This window comes from Clostridium sp. MT-14, assembly GCF_042436595.1.
In the GTDB taxonomy this organism is placed as follows: Bacteria; Bacillota; Clostridia; order Clostridiales; family Clostridiaceae; genus Clostridium_B; species Clostridium_B aromativorans.
The window spans coordinates 61,053-80,811 of the sequence record NZ_JBHMIY010000009.1 but is presented as its reverse complement, the minus strand read 5'-3'; the positions used below and the strand labels follow the sequence as shown (position 1 = coordinate 80,811).

General features: G+C 32.4%; 19 protein-coding genes and 1 other annotated feature. Of the genes, 9 read left to right on the top strand and 10 right to left on the bottom strand.

The window, feature by feature from the left end:
• The 8 genes from fabG (at position 1) to ACFHWD_RS08705 (ending at position 7,240) form a co-directional block, all read left to right on the top strand.
• Entirely contained in the window at positions 1–747 is a 747-nt protein-coding gene (gene fabG / locus ACFHWD_RS08740; RefSeq protein WP_150358361.1) for a 3-oxoacyl-[acyl-carrier-protein] reductase, read from the top strand.
• Between the two features lie 24 nt (positions 748–771).
• Positions 772–2,010: a beta-ketoacyl-ACP synthase II gene (gene fabF, locus ACFHWD_RS08735; protein WP_179978193.1), complete on the top strand. Its 1,239-nt coding sequence runs from the start codon at positions 772–774 to the stop codon at positions 2,008–2,010.
• 1 nt (position 2,011) lies between these two features.
• Positions 2,012–2,527 carry an acetyl-CoA carboxylase biotin carboxyl carrier protein gene (accB, locus tag ACFHWD_RS08730; protein ID WP_150358359.1) on the top strand — a complete coding sequence of 172 codons (516 nt, stop codon included), beginning with the start codon at positions 2,012–2,014 and terminating at the stop codon, positions 2,525–2,527.
• 52 nt (positions 2,528–2,579) lie between these two features.
• Entirely contained in the window at positions 2,580–3,035 is a 456-nt protein-coding gene (gene fabZ / locus ACFHWD_RS08725) for a 3-hydroxyacyl-ACP dehydratase FabZ (protein WP_150358358.1), read from the top strand.
• 24 nt (positions 3,036–3,059) lie between these two features.
• Positions 3,060–4,403, top strand: coding sequence for an acetyl-CoA carboxylase biotin carboxylase subunit (locus ACFHWD_RS08720; protein WP_150358357.1), 1,344 nt, complete (start codon positions 3,060–3,062; stop codon positions 4,401–4,403).
• A 79-nt stretch (positions 4,404–4,482) separates the two neighbouring features.
• Complete coding sequence (gene accD, locus ACFHWD_RS08715) at positions 4,483–5,358, top strand: acetyl-CoA carboxylase, carboxyltransferase subunit beta (RefSeq protein WP_150358356.1); 876 nt, start codon at positions 4,483–4,485, stop codon at positions 5,356–5,358.
• A gap of 49 nt (positions 5,359–5,407) precedes the next feature.
• Positions 5,408–6,253 (top strand): acetyl-CoA carboxylase carboxyltransferase subunit alpha, encoded by an 846-nt coding sequence (locus ACFHWD_RS08710; RefSeq protein ID WP_150358355.1) that lies wholly within the window; start codon positions 5,408–5,410, stop codon positions 6,251–6,253.
• Positions 6,254–6,292: 39 nt separating this feature from the next.
• Entirely contained in the window at positions 6,293–7,240 is a 948-nt protein-coding gene (locus tag ACFHWD_RS08705) for a phosphoglycerate dehydrogenase (RefSeq protein ID WP_179978192.1), read from the top strand.
• A 100-nt stretch (positions 7,241–7,340) separates the two neighbouring features.
• On the opposite strand, the gene ACFHWD_RS08700 is transcribed toward ACFHWD_RS08705, so the two are convergent.
• The 10 genes from ACFHWD_RS08700 to yqeC all read right to left on the bottom strand — a co-directional run bounded on the left by ACFHWD_RS08700 (position 7,341) and on the right by yqeC (position 17,534).
• Complete coding sequence (locus ACFHWD_RS08700; protein WP_150358353.1) at positions 7,341–7,865, bottom strand: ferritin; 525 nt, start codon at positions 7,863–7,865, stop codon at positions 7,341–7,343.
• Between the two features lie 109 nt (positions 7,866–7,974).
• Positions 7,975–9,174 carry a S8 family serine peptidase gene (locus ACFHWD_RS08695; RefSeq protein WP_179978191.1) on the bottom strand — a complete coding sequence of 400 codons (1,200 nt, stop codon included), beginning with the start codon at positions 9,172–9,174 and terminating at the stop codon, positions 7,975–7,977.
• 88 nt (positions 9,175–9,262) lie between these two features.
• The gene (locus ACFHWD_RS08690) at positions 9,263–10,156 is read right to left on the bottom strand and encodes a selenium metabolism-associated LysR family transcriptional regulator (protein WP_229981236.1); all 894 of its coding nucleotides are present in this window, start codon (positions 10,154–10,156) and stop codon (positions 9,263–9,265) included.
• 107 nt (positions 10,157–10,263) lie between these two features.
• On the bottom strand, positions 10,264–10,695 hold the full coding sequence (locus ACFHWD_RS08685; protein WP_150359037.1) for a DMT family transporter: 432 nt from the start codon (positions 10,693–10,695) through the stop codon (positions 10,264–10,266).
• Between the two features lie 123 nt (positions 10,696–10,818).
• Complete coding sequence (locus ACFHWD_RS08680; protein WP_150359036.1) at positions 10,819–11,298, bottom strand: dUTP diphosphatase; 480 nt, start codon at positions 11,296–11,298, stop codon at positions 10,819–10,821.
• A gap of 296 nt (positions 11,299–11,594) precedes the next feature.
• Entirely contained in the window at positions 11,595–12,986 is a 1,392-nt protein-coding gene (gene asnS / locus ACFHWD_RS08675; RefSeq protein ID WP_150357999.1) for an asparagine--tRNA ligase, read from the bottom strand.
• A 61-nt stretch (positions 12,987–13,047) separates the two neighbouring features.
• Positions 13,048–13,294 (bottom strand) — a binding site (T-box leader).
• Between the two features lie 86 nt (positions 13,295–13,380).
• Positions 13,381–15,195, bottom strand: coding sequence for a DUF4434 domain-containing protein (locus ACFHWD_RS08670; protein WP_229981238.1), 1,815 nt, complete (start codon positions 15,193–15,195; stop codon positions 13,381–13,383).
• Positions 15,196–15,332: 137 nt separating this feature from the next.
• A complete protein-coding gene (gene yqeB / locus ACFHWD_RS08665; protein WP_179978188.1) occupies positions 15,333–16,202 on the bottom strand; it encodes a selenium-dependent molybdenum cofactor biosynthesis protein YqeB in 870 nt (289 codons plus the stop codon).
• A gap of 12 nt (positions 16,203–16,214) precedes the next feature.
• Entirely contained in the window at positions 16,215–16,790 is a 576-nt protein-coding gene (mocA, locus tag ACFHWD_RS08660; protein ID WP_179978187.1) for a molybdenum cofactor cytidylyltransferase, read from the bottom strand.
• A gap of 21 nt (positions 16,791–16,811) precedes the next feature.
• Complete coding sequence (gene yqeC / locus ACFHWD_RS08655; protein ID WP_378061428.1) at positions 16,812–17,534, bottom strand: selenium cofactor biosynthesis protein YqeC; 723 nt, start codon at positions 17,532–17,534, stop codon at positions 16,812–16,814.
• A 337-nt stretch (positions 17,535–17,871) separates the two neighbouring features.
• Here yqeC and ACFHWD_RS08650 point away from each other — a divergent pair, with 337 nt between their 5' ends.
• Entirely contained in the window at positions 17,872–19,626 is a 1,755-nt protein-coding gene (locus ACFHWD_RS08650) for a sigma-54-dependent Fis family transcriptional regulator (RefSeq protein WP_378061426.1), read from the top strand.
• Positions 19,627–19,759 lie beyond the last annotated feature (133 nt).

Here is a 19,759-nt window from a genome sequence, read left to right as displayed (position 1 = left end):
ATGGATATTGCCAGTAAAAATGTAGCGATAATTACAGGGGCAGCGAAAGGTATTGGAAGGGCTATTGCACTTAGGTTGGCAGAAGATGGATTTGACATAGCGATTAATTACAGAAGTAGTTCAGCTAATGTAAAAGAACTGATGGATGAAATTGAAAATAAGGGCTGTAAAGTGATTGCTGTACAGGGGGATGTAAGCATATTTGAGGAAGCTAAAAATATTATAAAGAGGGCAGTAGAGGTTTTTAAAAGAGTAGATGTCCTCGTAAATAATGCGGGGATAACCCGGGATGGACTGCTTTTGAGGATGAAAGAAAATGACTTTGATAAGGTAATAGAAGTAAATTTAAAGGGCACTTTTAATTGTATAAGGCATGTAAGCCCTGTTATGCTTAAACAGCGAAGCGGGAAAATAATAAATATATCTTCAGTAGTAGGTATAACCGGTAATGCAGGTCAAGTGAATTATTCGGCCGCAAAAGCTGGAATAATAGGAATTACCAAGTCTACGGCTAGGGAATTGGCATCAAGAGGAATAAATGTAAATGCAGTGGCTCCGGGTTTTATAAAAACGGATATGACAAACAGCTTATCAGAAAAAATAAGAGAAAATACGCTGCGTACTATACCGTTGAAAAGGTTTGGGACTGTCTATGATGTAGCAAATGTGGTATCTTTCTTGGCATCATCTGATTCAGACTATATAACGGGTCAGGTAATAAATATAGATGGCGGAATGGTAATGTAAATTTTTAAAGGTCAGGTGATATTTATGAAAAGAGAAGTTGTAATTACAGGATTGGGAGCAGTTACGCCAGTGGGAAATGATGTTAAAACTTTTTGGAATAATATAAAAGACGGGGTTTGTGGAATAGATTTTATCAAAGCATTTGATACGGAGAATTTCAAATCAAAATTAGCAGCTGAAGTGAAAAACTTTGATGCTAATAAAAGCCTAGGAAGGAGAGAGGCTAGAAGACTTGATAGGTTCTCACAATTTGCCCTGGTTTCTGCAGAAGAGGCAGTAGAAGATTCAGGTCTTGATTTAGATGCCATAGATAGATACAGGTTTGGAGTATTAGTAGGTTCCGGTATTGGAGGCATAGGGACAATAGAGGAAGAGCACAGCATCCTTGTGGAAAAAGGGCCTAACAGAATAAGGCCGCTATTTATACCTATGATCATAGGGAACATGGCAGCAGGGAATATAGCTATAAAATTTGGAGCCAAAGGTATATGTACTACGGTAGTATCAGCTTGTGCTACAGGTACTAATGCCATTGGAGAGGCCTACAAGATCATTGAAGATGGAAGGGCCGATATAATGATTGCAGGAGGAGCAGAGGCTTCTATAACACCTCTTTCTATATCGGGATTCATATCATTAACTGCATTGAGCAGAAGTAATGATCCTAAAAGGGCTTCTATTCCATTTGACAGGGAAAGAGGGGGTTTTGTCATGGGGGAAGGCTCAGGTATTGTTGTATTGGAGTCATTAGAGCATGCAAAAAGTAGAAATGCACATATTTACTCTCAAATAGTTGGGTATGGCTCTACCTGCGATGCTTACCACATAACAGCTGTAGCTCCGGATGGAGAAGGAGCAGCAAGAGCTATGAAGATGGCAATAGAGGAAGCAGGAATAGACAAAAGAGAGGTTTCCTATATAAATGCCCATGGAACAGGCACTGTGAGCAATGATAAATCCGAAACCAGGGCTATAAAGAAAGTATTTGAAGATTATGCAAAAGAAATTCCTGTAAGCTCCACGAAATCAATGACAGGACATCTTCTGGGAGCAGCAGGGGCAATAGAAGCCATAATATGTGCTAAATCCATAGAGGATAATTATGTTCCACCTACTATAGGTTATAGAGAAAAAGATGAAGAATGTGATCTTGATTATGTACCTAATAAAGGTAGAAATTTAGAAGTTAAGTATGCTATGTCTAATTCTTTTGGGTTTGGGGGACATAATGCAGTTATTTTATTAAAAAAGTGGAGTGAATAATATGGATTTTGAAGCAATTGAAAATATGATAAAGGTTATGGATAACTCAAAGCTTGGTTATTTAGAAATTAATTGGCAGGATATATCTATAATAATGAAAAAAAAGGGAGAAAAGGGAAATATAAAGCAGATAAATATTGTAAAAGAAAATGAACGTGAAGACAGTATTGCAGCGGGAAAATGTGAAAATAAATGTGAAGAGGAAGAGGGCGATACAGTAAATAAGCTTGAATCAGATAAGAAAGAAAAAAATAATAATGAAGAAGAAGATAATATAAAGGAAGTTACATCACCTATTGTAGGTACTTTTTATAGCTCCCCAGATCCAGAGAAACCTGCTTTTGTAAATGTAGGAAGTAAGGTAAAAAAGGGGGATACTCTATGTGTCATAGAGGCCATGAAACTTATGAATGATATTCAAAGTGAAATAGATGGAGAAGTGGTGGAGATTTTAGCTAAAAATGAGCAAATGGTGGAATATGGGCAGCCCTTGTTTAAAATAAAGACCGATAACTGAAGTTGATTACAGACTCTAGTATTGGAAGATCTATGGAATGGAGGAAAGATATATGGACGAAGACAGGTTTAATGTAAATTTTGGTTTAAAAGAAATAAAGGAAATTATACCGCATAGATATCCATTTTTACTAATAGATAAAGTTACTTATATGGAGCCGGGTAAAAAGGTCACAGCTTATAAAAATGTCACTGGAAATGAGTATTTTTTTCCGGGGCATTTTCCAGAAGAACCTATAATGCCGGGGGTACTCATAATAGAGGCTCTGGCCCAGGCTGGTGCTGTAGCTATACTGAGTAAAAAAGAATTTAAGAATAAAATAGCTTTTTTTGGAGGAATAAATAAGGCAAAATTTAGGAAAAAAGTAGTTCCTGGGGATATACTTAAACTAGAAGTTGAAATTATAAAAATCAAGGGCCCTGCTGGAATGGGAAAAGCAACAGCATATGTTCAAGATAGGAAAGCTGCAGAAGCGGAATTAATTTTTATGATAGGAGACAAAAACTAATTGTCAGGAGTTGAGTTTTAAAAAATGTTTAGTAAGATTTTAATTGCAAACAGGGGAGAAATAGCAGTTAGGATAATTAGAGCCTGTAGAGAAATGGGAATAGAAACTGTGGCTGTATATTCTGAGGCCGATAGAGAGGCACTACATACCCAGTTGGCAGATGAAGCTATTTGTATAGGACCTGCTTCTCCTAGAGAAAGCTATCTAAATGTGCAAAATATAATAAGCGCAACAGTTTTATCTGGTGCTCAGGCTATTCATCCTGGATTTGGATTCTTATCTGAAAATAGTAAATTTGCCAGTATATGTAGAGAGTGTAATATAACTTTTATAGGGCCTTCTCCTGAGTGTATTGAAAGTATGGGTAATAAATCCAATGCCAGGTATATAATGAATAGGAACGGTGTTCCGACTGTGCCGGGATCAGAGGGAGCTGTTACTTCAGGCGAGGAACTTCTGGAGGTAGCCAGGAGGATAAAGTATCCTGTTATGATAAAGGCTTCAGCAGGGGGCGGTGGAAGAGGTATACGAGTTGTATATGCGGAGGCTCAACTTATAAAAAATTATGAAAATGCCAAGCTAGAAGCTAAAAATGCTTTTGGTGATGACACCATATATCTAGAAAAATTTATAGAAAGACCAAAACATATAGAAATTCAGATACTTGCAGATAATTTTGGGAATACGGTTTACCTGGGAGAAAGAGATTGTTCCATGCAGAGGAGAAATCAGAAAGTGCTGGAGGAAACGCCCAGTAAAGTTGTTACAGAAGAACTTAGAAGATCTATGGGGGAAACGGCGGTAAAAGCTGCTAAAGCAGTGCATTATACTAATGCGGGAACGGTAGAGTTCCTTTTAGATAAAAATAATAATTATTATTTTATGGAAATGAACACCCGTATTCAAGTAGAACATGGCATAACTGAAATGGTAACGGGAATAGATCTGGTAAAGGAGCAGATAAAAATTGCAGCTGGAGAAAAACTTGATTTTTGCCAAAATGATGTAAAGATTCACGGACATTCTATAGAATGCAGAATAAATGCGGAGAATGTGCAAAAGGGATTTATACCCTCACCGGGGAAGATAAAAGATCTATACGTACCAGGTGGTTTTAATGTGAGAGTTGACAGTGCAGTTTATTCGGGATATGATATTCCTCCTTATTACGATTCTATGATAGCAAAGCTAATTGTATATGGTAAAAATAGAGAAGAGGCTATATGTAAAATGAAAAGAGCTCTGGGAGAATTTATTATAGAAGGGGTTGATACCAATATAGATTTCCAATTTAAAATCATAAATAGTGATGATTTTGTGAAAGGAATTTATGATACAAAATTTATAGAAAATAATTTGACAGGTTAGAGCCATATTTTTGTTTTATGCAATAAAGTTAGCTGGTAATTAAGTTAAGCAACCAACTCAATAAAAGAGGTGATAGATTTTGTTGGATAAATTATTTAAAAAAACAAAGTATATTACAGTAAGTCAGAAGGCTCTAAGTAATATTGATAATAGCTTAAGTAAAAGACCAAGTATACCAAGCGGTGCTTGGGTAAAATGCGGTAACTGCGGTAAAATATTGTATAGAAAGGATTTAAAGAACAATTATAGTATATGTCAATATTGCAATCACCATTTTAGAATAAATGCAAGAGAAAGAATTGATCTTATAGCCGATAGGGAGAGCTTTTATGAATTTGATAAAAATATGACTTCAGCTAATCCCATAGAATTTAAGGGGTATAGGGATAAAATTAAAAATATGCAGAAAAAGACTAATATGGCGGAGGCAGTAATAACGGGACAATGTACTATATTTAAAGAACCATCGGTTATATGTGTAATGGACAGTAATTTTATGATGGGAAGTATGGGTTCTGTAGTAGGAGAAAAAATAACCAGGGCAGTGGAAAGAGCCATAAAGCTAAAATTTCCATTGATTATTTTTACAGCTTCCGGAGGAGCGAGAATGCAGGAAGGTATTTTTTCGCTTATGCAAATGGCCAAGATAAGTGGAGCCATTTCCAGACTGAATGCAAATGGCCTCCTTTATATACCTGTACTTACGGATCCAACTACAGGTGGAGTCACAGCTAGTTTTGCCATGCTTGGAGATATAATATTAGCTGAACCTGGTGCACTTGTGGGATTTGCCGGAAAAAGAGTAATAGAGCAGACTATAAAACAAAAACTTCCCGAGGGATTTCAAAGCTCTGAATTTCTATTGCAGCATGGTTTTATAGACAGTATAGTTTCAAGAGAAGATTTAAAAGGAACTCTGGGAAAGATACTGTCGATTCACAGCAGAAATAGGTAATATTTTAAAATTTTTTATGTAAATTTTCTAAAGGAAAGGAAGCTCTCGTATGGAAAAATTGGGAAGGGTTCAAAAAATTTTGAATAGGAAGCTTGATGTTAAGGATGCATGGAGAAGGGTGACTTTAGCTAGGATGTTGGAAAGACCAACTTCTTTAGATTATATAAAAAATGTATTTGATTCTTTTATGGAACTTCATGGTGACAGATATTTCGGAGATGATCTCTCCGTAGTTGGAGGTATTGCACTTTTGGATGGAGAACCTGTAACTGTAGTAGCCCAGCAAAAGGGTAGAAATACTGAAGAGAATATTAAGAGGAATTTTGGTATGCCAAATCCTGAGGGATATAGGAAAGGTTTAAGACTCATGAAGCAAGCGGATAAATTTGATAGACCTATTATATGTTTTGTAGATACTCCCGGAGCTTTTTGTGGAATGGAAGCAGAAGAAAGGGGACAGGGAGAAGCCATAGCAAGAAATCTGATGGATATATTTAATCTGAAAGTGCCTATAATATCCTTAATAATAGGAGAAGGTGGCAGTGGAGGGGCTTTGGCTTTTGCCGTGGCAGATTCGGTGTGGATGCTGGAAAATTCCATATATTCTGTTTTATCTCCAGAGGGATTTGCAGGTATACTTTGGAAGGATGCCTCCAGAGCTAAAGAGGCAGCAGCGGTTATGAAAATCACAGCTCAAGATTTAAAAAAATATGGTATAATAGATAAAGTATTAAAAGAACCTGTAGGTGGAGCGCAGAAAGATGTAAGAAAGATATCTAAAGTTATAAAAGGTCAGTTTATAGAAGAAATAGGTATACTTAGAAAGCGTTCTAGGAAGGAATTGTTAGAAGAAAGGTATAATAAATTTAGATGCATTGGAAAATTTATAGAATAGATAATTAAATTATCATATTTTAATATAGAGGTGAATTTCATGGGAATTAAATTGTTGTGTACGCGTAATTTTGGCGATAAAAATATTGCCAATATAAAAAAATTAGGATACGATGTAAAGATCGTAGGGGAAAATGGAGCTCGCTATACAGAGAATATGAAGGATACAGAAGTACTGCTCTGTTATGATCCATTTAAGACCCTGGATATAAGCGGCATGAAAAATTTAAAATGGATACAGTTATTCAGTATCGGTATAGATCAGCTTCCCATGGATGTAGTTAAAAAAAATCATATATTAATTACCAACAATAAGGGTGGATACAGCATACCCATGGGTGAATGGATAGTATTAAAGATATTGGAAATGCTTAGACACAGCAGAAGGTTTTATGAAAATCAGCGGAACAGATTGTGGAAATTGGATACCGGTATATTGGAATTATGGGGTAAAACCGTAGGCTTTATTGGAACTGGAAGTATAGCAAAGGAAGCCGCCAAAAGATTGGTAGCATTTGATGTAAAAATAGTAGGATTGAATACAAAAGGCGAAGATGTAGCTTACTTTAACCAGTGTTTTTCATCGGAGCAAATAAAGGACATGTTGAAATTATGTGATATAGTTGTGATAACCATTCCCTATACTAAAAAAACATGTCATATGATAGATGGTAGTGCATTTAGAGCTATGAAAAATGGGGTCTATATAGTAAATACAGCAAGAGGTTCTATAATGGATGAAAGTGCCTTTATAGAGAATGTAAAGAATAAAAAGATATTAGGAGCAGCCTTAGATGTGGTGGAAGAAGAACCTTTAGATAAGGATAATCCTCTTTGGGAATTTGAAAATGTAATAATAACGCCACATAATTCCTGGGTGTCTGAAAGGGCTGACATTAGAAGATTTAATATGATATATAATAATTTAAAAAGATATGTATCAGGAGATAAATTAGATAACTTAGTAGATGTATACAGGGGTTATTGAAAAATATAAAGAGCTTTAAATGAAAGCAAGATACACTAGAGAGGGGAGATATATCTGGACCTACTAGTGTATCTTTATTAGCTTGTAAGAATTATTGATTTTAATTTACAGAGGGGGATGTAGTTGTGGGTGGCACGAAAGTTCTGGCTGCAAGCTCCTGATCATACAGGTAGAGTGCAGCTGGATTATCTCCTATCCTTTTTAATGTTTGAATGGCATTGTTGAATGTATCTTCCTCTTCTACCTGTTCATTGATAAACCATTGAAGCAAAGCTATTGAAGCATAATCCTTATCTTCACTGGCTATAGACATTAAATTATTAATTCTTGAAGTGACTATTTGTTCATGCTTTAAGGCAGTTTCAAAAACTTCAAGTGGTGATTCGTAGTCATTTTTAGGATCGCTAAATCCTTTTATGGTAATATTGCCACCTACTTGATTTAAGTAGTCAAAAAATTTTGATGCATGGAAATTTTCTTCCTGTATCTGAACTTTAAAGAAGTTGACAAAACCATTTAGATTTTGTCTTGCAAAATATGCTTCCATGGCCAAATAAATATTAGCAGAATAATATTCAAAGTTTATCTGATCGTTTATAGCTTTTTCTAATCTTTTGCTTAGCATAATAATACCTCCTAAATTAAATTGTTATCATATAATAGTATATATTATATGATAACATATAATAATCCAATGTTCAAATACTTAATGAACATTAAGGTTTTAATATTGTTTAAGGAAGCAATTTATTTATATTTATTGTACCGGCACCTTGATACCATTTAGGAATATTTAAAAGATCACAAGATATTTTAAGAAGTGACATTAAATCATTAAAAGTGAGATCAGGATTGTTTTCGTACAGGAGAGCACATATACCGCTTACGTATGCTGCTGAACAAGAAGTACCTGTATAACAAGTATAGGGATTTCCCAAAGGTTTTGGATATATTTTCATTCCATTTCTTTCTGATATATATTCTGGACTGGAATTTATGGAACATATATTTACACAAGCAGCGGTTAAATCAGGTTTTCCGATTTTATCTACAGGTCCGCAGGAAGAATATTCATAAGGTTTAATTATATTAGCACTTGTATCTATACCAGATACTGTTATGCAGTTATCAAGAATAGCTATACCTCTTATGCTTCCCTGAAGGTTGCCGCAGTGGCCTGAAGGCACTATAACAGTTATATTCATTTTTACTGCTATCTGAAAAGCTTTTTCAAATAGAGATAATATAAAATGATTATTTGCACATAATTCAAAAGGGAGGCAAATTATCTTTATGTTTTCATTTTCACTATCATTTAGAAGAAGCTGAATAGAAAATAAGATATCTGATACTAGTCCCTTTCCGAGGGCATTGAAAGCCTTTATTGAATAAATATTGCTGTTTTCGGCAACACCCCTATATATTCCACCGGATTCATTTCCATTTCCACATATGATTCCACTCATAAAAGTTCCGTGCCCATTGTCATCGTAGGGATGTTTATATCCTTTTATTAAGTCTATAAATTTTTTGATTTTATTTTTAGGGCTTAAAAGATCAGGATGGGGATAGACACCTGAATCCACTATGCCTATACATATGCCTTTTCCCGTAAGACGATACTTTTCTCCAGATATTATACCATTTGAAACAAGTACACTTTTGCCAGCACATAATAGAGCGAGACAATCATCTTCTATATGTCTTACCTGTGGTAATTCTATTAGTCTATTTATGGCATTAGGTGTTAAGATGGCACTTATACAATTTATAATTGGTATAACATGAAGTAATTTTCCTTTGTATATTTTTATTTTTTTTTCTATAGTCTCTGGAAGTGAAGTATATTGTAATATTATCCTATAGTTTTTATATAAATTTTTATCTATTGATGATTTCAAATTGGATCCTAATTTATTTTTAATGGAAAACATACTATTCCCCTTAAAATTATTTATAATATATTATAATAATTATTATAATATATGTGCTCCGGCTGAAAATAATTAAATGTATAAATAGTTATTTTATAGCAAAAGTTTTTTTACACAGATCAAAAAAAGCTTTTGCTGTTGGAGTAAGAGTTCTCTTAGAACTTAAAATTAAATATATTGCCCTGTTTAAAGATATATTTTTTAATTTACTTTCTTTTATGACTCCCCAGGATATATAATCTCTAAAGACTTGATTTGAAACTACTGCTATACCTAATCCATTTTTTACAAATTGAATAAGTGTGTCTAAATTATTTACTTCAAAATAGGAATTTATATTTGAAATATTGTATCCGTTTTCCTGGAGAATATCCTCAAAAGTTTTTCTAGTGGCAGAACCTTTTTCACGCAGTATGAAATTATACTTAAAAAGCGAAACTATATCTATGATGTCTGGAATATTAAATGAAGGAGGAGATATTATAACTAACTCGTCTTTAGTCAATTTATAACTTTTAATTTTTTCATCATTTACCGGTTCACCTACGAGACCAATTTCACAGTCAAATTTTATTATATTTTTAATTATTTCGGCAGAACTTAATTCTAAAACATCAAAGGTTACCTCAGGATATATACTGTGAAAATTTTTTATTAGAGAAGGAACTAAGGCATTGCATGGTGTTGTACTGGCGGCTAATTTAAGTTTACCACTTATAGTCTTATTAAAATTTACTAAGGTATGTATAGCTTTATCACGTGTATTTAAAATCTCTATGGCAAATTTTAAAAAAGACTCTCCAGCAGGAGTCAATAATACCTCTTTTGAAGTCCTGTCAAAAAGTTGTACTTTTAGTTCTTTTTCTAGAATGGAAATATGAGAACTAATAGCAGGCTGTGACAAGAATATGGAGTTTGCAGCCTTTGAAAAACTTTTAAACTTAGCTACATTTATAAAGGCCTCTATTTGTTTAAAATCCATTTTTAAGCATCCCCCCTAAGAACAAACTGATTTATTTTAATTAATTTATGTTTCTTCATTAATTATATAGTTATCTTTAAAATTAGTCTAATATATTTAAATATTTATCAACCCTTCCATTTTAGCACTAATATGCCTATAATCATAATTATTATTCCAGCTATTTTATTGAAAGTGAAATTGATTTTCTGAGAATCAAACAGACCCCAAAAGTCGATTAAAGCTGCTGCTAGCAATTGAGATACAAGAATTATTGAAATAGAATGAGTTGTACCTAAAGATTTAATTCCCTGCATCACAGTAAAGGTTATAATTACTCCAAATACGCCACCTAAAAAATATAATTTTTTACAGCAATTTATATTTCCCCAGTTTTCCTTTCCGGATGATAAAACTATTATTAGTGTTATTATAAACCCAACACCCTGGACTATTGTATTCGTAGCCCAGAGACCTATTTTTTCACTGAGTCTGGTATTGAAGACACCTTGAATACTCATGCTTATTCCAGCTATTATTGAATATAGTATGCCAAGCATAAATTATCACCTTCCACAATTTAGTTTAACCATAATGGGGCTATATATTTAATAGTTCTATTTATAAAATCTGGAAGGGATCAAAAATATTCTCAAGATGATAGATCTTGAGAATATTAAAAGTCAATTATAATTGGATCTCTTAATTATAAAAGAATTATTATAATAGGCATCTTCTATTTCTTTTAGTGAAAATCCTAATTTGTTTCCTAAACTTATGAAATCTTCAAACAGAGTTATGTAATGATCTTTAGAAGAAGATATTACAAAATCATTTATATCAATATATAGGTTTAAAAATTGTGATGTCATATCATATTCATTAGGTTTTATTTTTACGTTAATATCTGTAAATCCCTTTTCAATACCTAAAGTCAGCATAAAACACAGGGAATTTATATAGCTTTTTAAAATTAAATTTTTATTTATAGTTTTATCATTACTCCAAAAGTTAAAACATCGAGTTTCATTAGCTAATTCGGCCATTTTTACTTGAAGTGCAAGGGTTTTTTTTGAAATTAAAGAAGTTTTATCAACAGAAATGTTTTTTTTAATTCTCTGATCCAAATTTTCTTGTAATTCAAATAATTTTGTGAGGTTCATAAATAGGCTTCCTTTCTTTCTATATTTATATAATTTTTAAAAAGTTTTTATAAGTACTTTTTTACTTAATTATATTTTAACTAAATTTGATAGATATTGAAACAATGTGCAACCGGTTACAACAAAAATTTCAAGAAATTTTTTAGAATCTAAAATATAAATATAAATTGTAAACCTATTTAAAACCAGAAGTTTTAATTGCTTTTGAATGTTATTTGTAACAAAAGAAAGGTTTATTCAAAATTTTATTTTGAATAAACCTTTCCTTATTTATTTTAAAAGTATAAATTTATATATTAAAATTCAGCAGAACCAGTAGTTCTGGGGAATGGTATTACGTCTCTTATGTTGGACATTCCAGTTATATACATAATTATTCTTTCAAATCCCAGCCCAAAGCCAGAATGTTTTGTCTCCCCGTATTTTCTAAGTTCTAAATACCACCAGTAGTCTTTTTTATTGAGGCCGAGTTCCTCTATTCTTTTTTCCAGTACATCATATCTTTCTTCTCTTTGGCTTCCCCCAACTATTTCACCAACTCCTGGAACTAATAGATCGGCAGCAGCTACTGTCTTTCCATCCTCATTTTGTCTCATATAAAAGGCCTTTATCTCCTTTGGATAATCAGTTACAAATATAGGTTTATTAAATACTTTTTCAGTTAAATATCTTTCGTGTTCTGTTTGGAGATCAATTCCCCACTCCACTGGATACTGAAATTTTTCTCCGCTTTTTTTAAGGATATCTACAGCTTCAGTATAAGTTATTCTGTCAAAACTTGAGTTAACTACATTATCCAACCTATTAAATAGATCTTTATCTATAAATGAATTAAAAAATTCCATTTCTTCAGGAGCGTTTTCAAGTACGTATTTTATCACATATTTTACTAAATCTTCAGCTACGTCCATATAATCTTTTAGTTCAGCGAAAGCCATTTCTGGTTCTATCATCCAAAATTCAGCAGCATGTCTTGCTGTATTTGAGTCCTCGGCTCTAAATGTGGGTCCAAAAGTGTATACGTTTCTGAAAGCCAGGGCCATGGTTTCAGCAGATAGCTGACCGCTTACAGTTAAATTAGTTTCCTTGCCAAAAAAATCCTTGGAAAAATCTACGGTTCCATCTTCTTTTTTAGGTATGCTGCCTAGATCAAATGAAGTTACTTTAAACATTTCACCGGCGCCTTCACAGTCACTTCCCGTTATTATAGGAGTATTTGCGTATACGAAACCTCTCTCTTGAAAGAATTTATGGACGGCATAGGCTGCTATAGAGCGAACTCTAAATACTGCAGAAAAAGTATTGCTTCTAGGCCTTAAATGAGCTATAGTTCTCAAATATTCAAGAGTATGTCTTTTCTTTTGAAGCGGATAATCTGGAGCTGAATTGCCTTCTAAAATTATTTTACTGGCTTTAAGTTCAAAAGGCTGTTTTGCATCTGGAGTAAGAACTAATATACCTTCAACTAAGAGTGATGAGCTAATGGCCAATTTTGATATCTGTTTAAAATTTTCAAGTGTATTATCAAAAACTATTTGAATATTCTTGAAAAATGATCCGTCGTTTAATTCTATAAATCCAAATGATTTAGAATCTCTTATAGTTCTAATCCAGCCTGAAATTTGAATATTTTTGCCCGAAAATTTTTCACTTTCCCTGTACAGAGATTTTACTAATGTTGTTTTCATAGTGTCCTCCTTTGTAAACATATTATATTTTGAATTATTAATAAAAAAAGCCCTTCGTCCTTAAAGGGACGAAAGACTTTACTCGCGGTACCACCCAATTTGCCATAAAATATGACCAACTTTAAGATAACAACATATATTTTATTATCTTTCACTTTAAGGTACTGATTACCTCTAAGCCTACTTTCACGAAAGATTTCGGTTAGAAACTCCGAGATGTTCTTCGATATAGATCTATATTGGACTTCCACCATTACCAATTCGCTTTGAATAGATTCTATATTTACTCTTCTCTTCATGGTCTTATAAATTTATACAGTTTTAATATCATAAATCTTCATTCTAAGATTATAATATTTATAAGATACATTGTCAACAATTAGTGTATAAATGTTTAATTTCTTATTTCAAATTCATCTATGAAAGTATAATAGTTTGGTTTAGTGATGGAAGTAAGCTTTATATATCGGGCATTTATAGGCTTGTCTAAGGTAAGATATATGGGATATCTTGAGCCATTTCTATCCGAAAAAGGTACAGAAGGTATTCTCAACAGTCCTACGGGGGTAAAATTTATTCCATCTTCAGATATACCAATAGAAGCCCTTTCAGGGAGTTCAGCCCAGGGAATAGGATCTCTGAGATAATCCACTACGAATTGCTGTACGGGTTGTATTTTACCTAAATCTATATTTATATCTATAGGATCGTTATACCATCCTACGAAGTCACTGCTTTTTGAAGAGTTTATAGAAGAGTATTTACCATCTGTGAGTTTGATAAAATGTACATCATTATACTTTTCATGGGGCAAAGGCGTAATAGAGTACTTGCAGTTTTTAGAAAGCAAATGTGGTAATTTGGCGAAAGTATCAATATTAACGGATACTGAATTCGAAGGTTTTGAAACATTCCCTGAAAATCCAAGGGATCTTACTGTATAAGTGCAGGATTTTGTATTCTCTTTTAACAAAGGCATGTCTATAATAGATTTTGAAAACCCGTTGGGGTTGCCACCATATTTTCTCTGAAGCATAATTCTTGAAATCAAAATATTGTCCCTATATATTTCGTAGCCGCATATGTTATCGGTGTTTTTGGGAACAGACCAGCTTATTTTGAATTTGTTATTTTCCACAGTTGTTATAGTTAAATTTTGAGGACTGTCTAATTTTTTATAAGGGAGTTTTCCGTGCTCTACATAATATGAATATGCTTTATTAAATCCACTGTCTATATTATTGGGACTGTAATAGTGACTGTAGGAAAAGCATATTATGTTGTCTACACAGGGGCTCTCCAATGTGAGTTGTTTTAGGAATCTGTCTAAAGGTACACTGGAATTATTTACATAGTCGAAATTTTCGGCATTTGACCAAAATAACATGCCAGGTTTTTTAGCTACAGCTTTTTTTAAGGCAGTATACCAAGAATTGACTTCCTCTAAATTTAATCTTCCACTTCCTACAGAGTCTTGTGGGCAAAATATGTCCCCCTTTTTAAAATTGGTTTTTGAAAATAGGTACTGCCAATTTGAAGAATATTGATTAGCAGTACCAGCAGATGAATTCATAAATGGAGATAATAGTATAGGAAGACGCTCTCCTTTGGAATTAAGATGGTTTATGTGAATATTAATGGCATTGGCTAAATTTTTAAATTCACTTATTTTAGTGTATTTGGCGTTGTCGACTTCGTAGGGGAAATACCACCCGTAGAAGGCATTTGGATATTTAGAATGATACTTTTTATACAGATCATCGGCTACAACGTTAGCTCTTTCCATCTGTGAGTTTAGCCACAGGTAGTTGTCTGCAGGTACCTGCCACCAGTCAGTGTTAAAATTAGGTCCTATAAAAACTTTCATGTTTAGGTGCTCCGCATTTTTTAAACATAATTCCACAGGATCTATATTCCCATATATTTTTTTATATCCAGAGATATTATTTTTATAGCAAGTATTTGTTATATTCCCTTGAGTTTGGGACACGTTTGTTATTATTATATATTTCATTTTATTTTCTTTGAGATAATTCAATTCATTTTTCCAGTCATTGCTATTCCAATGTTGTGTCATATCCAGCTGTATAAAGCTTCCCGTTATTATAGGATAATTTCTATTAGATCTAAGAGGGCTATTGAAGTAAATGAGTCCAAAAGTAAAAATTAATATAATTAAAGCTATATAGAGGAATTTTTTATTCATCATGGTGATAGATTTTCCTTTCTTAATTCTAAAAATATTTAAATGTATTTTGCATTTAAATAATAACATATAAATTATAAAGGAGTAAACTTTTAAAGTTTACTCCGAGCTCTGTACAAAAAAATGAATTGCTGCATAGTTTAATTATGCAGTAATCCCTTTTGTAAATGTGTCTTAATATTCTGTACTCTGCAATGATCTTCCACATTTGATTTATTGTTTTGCAAATATAAAATAGCTTCCAATACACCACCAGCAATATTTCTTGCTTTATCAGAAATTGTAAAGCAGTTCTTACGCTCCGAAGCCCTGGGATCTATATCAGCTATCTTAAGTCCCTTAAATACAGTACTGTTATCTCTTATAATACCTCTTAACACTCCTGTCAATGAGGCTTTTATTTTTACATTGTCTACTAGGGCTATGGTGCTGCCTTTTTTTACTAGATCTCCAATTTGCTTAATATTTTTTATGATTCCACTGCAGGGGCTGTATATCACTCGTTCTTTAGAAAAACCAAGTATACTTCCAGGGCATCCTGTGTCGGCCATGGCACAGCCGCTGTATATAACTCTTCCCAAATTGTGACCTCTCATGGTTTCAACAACTGCATTTACATCGTCACCTGCTTTAAAGCCAGGGCCTAGACCTATAGTTATATCTGCCATGTTTATATTTGTTCCTAAATTTTTTTTAGCCAGTATTGCATCAACTAAAATTTTAGGCCTTATGGTATTTAAACAATTACAGTGTGGATCTACCATTATAGGAACTCTGTTATTTATCCACGCATCATATATATTTTTCATATTTTTAGCATATACAGCGGTAATTCCTTCTATTGTAATCTTACCCTCGTATATTGCTTCGCTAAAAGATACCAATCTTCTAATAGAAGTGGGATTTTTAACTTCTAAAACCAGAACCTTAAAACCACATCTGTGAAGCTTTTGCACAGTACCTGAAGCAATATCTCCTCCTCCTCGAATTATCACAATATCATTACGCATATTAGATCACCCTTATTTTATATTTAATATATTTTTATAATCGTACGGTGTATCAATATCAAAAATAGGATATTGATTTTTTAATTCTAAAAAGATTATTTTATCAATGTTTTTATTTATTATAGATTTTCCACCAGTGTCACCGGTTAAATTCAGAAGTTCTTTTATATAGTCTTTTGGAAAAATGACAGGGGAACCAGGCCTAAGCTTGAATTTAGGTACTATAATAAAATGTCTATGAAATTTAAAGCACTGCACTAAATCGTTTATAGTATTTGAAGTTAGCATAGGCTGATCACCTGTGAAAAACATATATCCGTCAGCAGGGACTGAATTGATAATTCCGAGTTTTATAGATTGACTCTGACCAATGTAAGCCCTGTTGTTTTTTACAACATTTAACCCCTTTTTTTTAGCCAAGTTTATCACTTTTACATCTCGTGCAACTAGAATGACTTGATTAAAAGTACAATTTGCTATGGCATCAATAGTGTGTTCAAGTAATGGTTTACCCTTATAAGGTAAAAGCAGTTTATCGGTACCCATTCTATGAGAATATCCTGAAGCCATTATAATAGCATTGATCATTTAATTTATAGTTTACCCCCTTTAAAGTACCTCATAAATTTTATTTTTTAAGCTGCCCATAATTATTCTATCTACGTAATTATGAGGTTTAATGTTTTTCGATAATATTTTTGAAAATACTGTTGAATTTGTGTCTTCCACTTTGTTGATGAATAGAATTTTTTTACCCGATGATTTTTTAAATAAACCATTAGGATGAAGTATAAGTGAAATCAAATGATTTAATGAGACTTTTTCACCTAAGTGAGAATTAGTTAGTTCTATAAATCTATCAACTCTATGGATATTATCTGAATTGATTGTCTTACCTAAGCAAGTTATATCAATTATTCCAACAGTAATGTTGGTGCCTTTGAAGATTACAGGTTCGTTTTCTCTCCAACCTTTTAGAGATTTGCCTTTTGAACCATCTGCTTCTATTAATATATAGTTAAAATTATGAAGCTCTTTTATTAATGTATCTTCATCTAGTCCCGATATTTTTGAATTATTATCTAATATATTACCATAAACATAGATACCTTTTTCAGGTAATGTACAGCAGTGCAGAAAATTTTTTTTACCTATAGCCATAAAATCATACTGTTCTTTAGAGGGAACATAAATTTTTGTAGTAGTAAATAACAGTACTTTATTTTGAGATCTAAGTTCCTGTGCTAAGTTAAACATAAAAGAGGTTTTACCTCCAGATCCAACTATTGATACAACGCAGTTTTTATATATACCCAACAAGTCTTTCAGCAATTTTTGAACACCTCGTTTATCAGTGTATTAAATATATATTACTGATTTCTATTAATACAAGCAATAAGTATACCTAAAGTATTTGATAAGCCATTGATATAATAATTATGTATGCTAAATTTAAAGATAAAGCAAAGGGTTAATTTTAAATTTATGGATATAAAATTGTGGTTGGAAAATAAAAAAACTATATTATAGGCAGTTCCATTATCAAATTGATAATTATATGTATATTTGATAAATTTCATAATGCTATAGGGTATAATAAAATCAAATTATAATTTTAGTATAAATATATCAAGATGATAATTTATTAGATCTAAAAAGGATTGATGTAATGATGGAAACTTCTTTTTTAAAGCAAATACAGCCTACAGTTATCAAGTATGCAAATATAATTTCAAAAACAATAAATGTAGATGTAGAAATAGTTGATAAGAATTTTTTAAGAATTGCGGGTACAGGTATCTATAGTCAAAAGACAGATGAAGATATTTCTACAGAAGGTTATGTATATAATCATGTTCTTAAAACTGGAGAAACACAGGTAATAGAAAGTCCAGGTAAAAATTTTTTGTGTAGGAATTGTAATAATAGGAAGCATTGTATTGAAAAAATGCAGGTTTCTATGCCTATAATTTATGAAGAAAAGATTATTGGGGTTATAGGATTTATATGCTCAGATGATGAACAAAAGCAGCGGGTAAAGAAAAATATAAAATCTTATCTGGAAATTTTAGAGCAAATATCAGATTTTATAAGAGCTAAGATATATGCCCATTTTGAAAATAAGAGAAACAATATGATGATAGATCTTTTAAAACAGGTTATAGATTCTGTGAATAAGGGTGTAGTGGTTTTGAGTGATAATAATGAAATTGTTCATATGAACAGCAGTGCGTCAGATCAGCTTAATATAGATCCGGAAAAATTTAAACATAGTATAGATGTGACTGCAACTGGTGAATATATAGCAGGTACAGAAGTGTATACAGTTATAGTAAACAAGAAGAAATTATATTTAATGGGACAGTTGATTCCAGTATATCCGAGATTAGCCACCTATGATAGAATATTTATATTTGACAAAATAAAAAAATTAAAGGCGGATATGTATAAGGTAGCAAAAATACGAGAAGTTAAAGCTGATGATATTATAGGAAAGTCTAAAGTTATGATTAAATTGAAAGATAGGATAAAAAAGATGGCTTCTTCAAAATCCACAGTACTTATAACAGGAGAAAGTGGAACAGGGAAAGAATTGATCGCCAAAGCTATACATTCTGAAGGTGATAGGAGGAATAAGCCTTTTATAGCCATAAACTGTGGAGCTATACCTGATAATCTTTTGGAGAGCGAATTATTTGGATATGCCAGAGGTGCTTTCAGCGGGGCAGATCCTAGGGGAAGAATAGGAAAATTTGAACTGGCCAATGGGGGTATAATATTTTTGGATGAAATAGGTGATATGCCACTATATTTACAGGTGAAGATACTAAGAGTAATTCAAGAGAAAAAAATAGTCAGAATTGGATCCAACCAGCTTATGAATTTAGATATACGTGTTATAGCAGCCACTAATAGGGATTTAAAAAAACTTATAAAGGAAAATAAATTTAGAGAGGATCTATATTATCGTTTAAATGTCATACCTATGGAAGTACCACCTCTCAGGTGCAGGAAAGAGGATATAGAATTGCTTGCTATGAATATAATTGGGAAATACAATTATGCTTTTAATAAATCAATTCATGGCATTGATAGTAGAGCAAAACAGCTCTTAGTAGATTATTCCTGGCCGGGCAATGTAAGAGAACTGGAAAATACTATAGAATTTATGATGAATATGGCTGGCAAAAGTGGAATTCTAACTGTAGATATGCTTCCTGAAACTATTTTAAACTATAAGGGTCAGATAGATGAAAAAATTTTAGCACATGAATCGATAAAACCACTTAAAGAAGTTGAAAAAAAATATATATTGAAGGCTTTAGACTTGTATGGCTCTGATACGAAAGGCAAGCAAATGGCAGCAAATAAATTGGGTATAGGAATAGCTACCTTGTATAGAAAATTGGGAGGCATAAAATAATTTTTTATTGGTTATCATTATGATACTTTATTATCATAATGATAACCAAGATATTGTGTATTGTCGCATATTATACAGCGATATCTTTTGAATTTTAAATATCAACTTTTATAGAGTTTTTCTAAATTGTTAT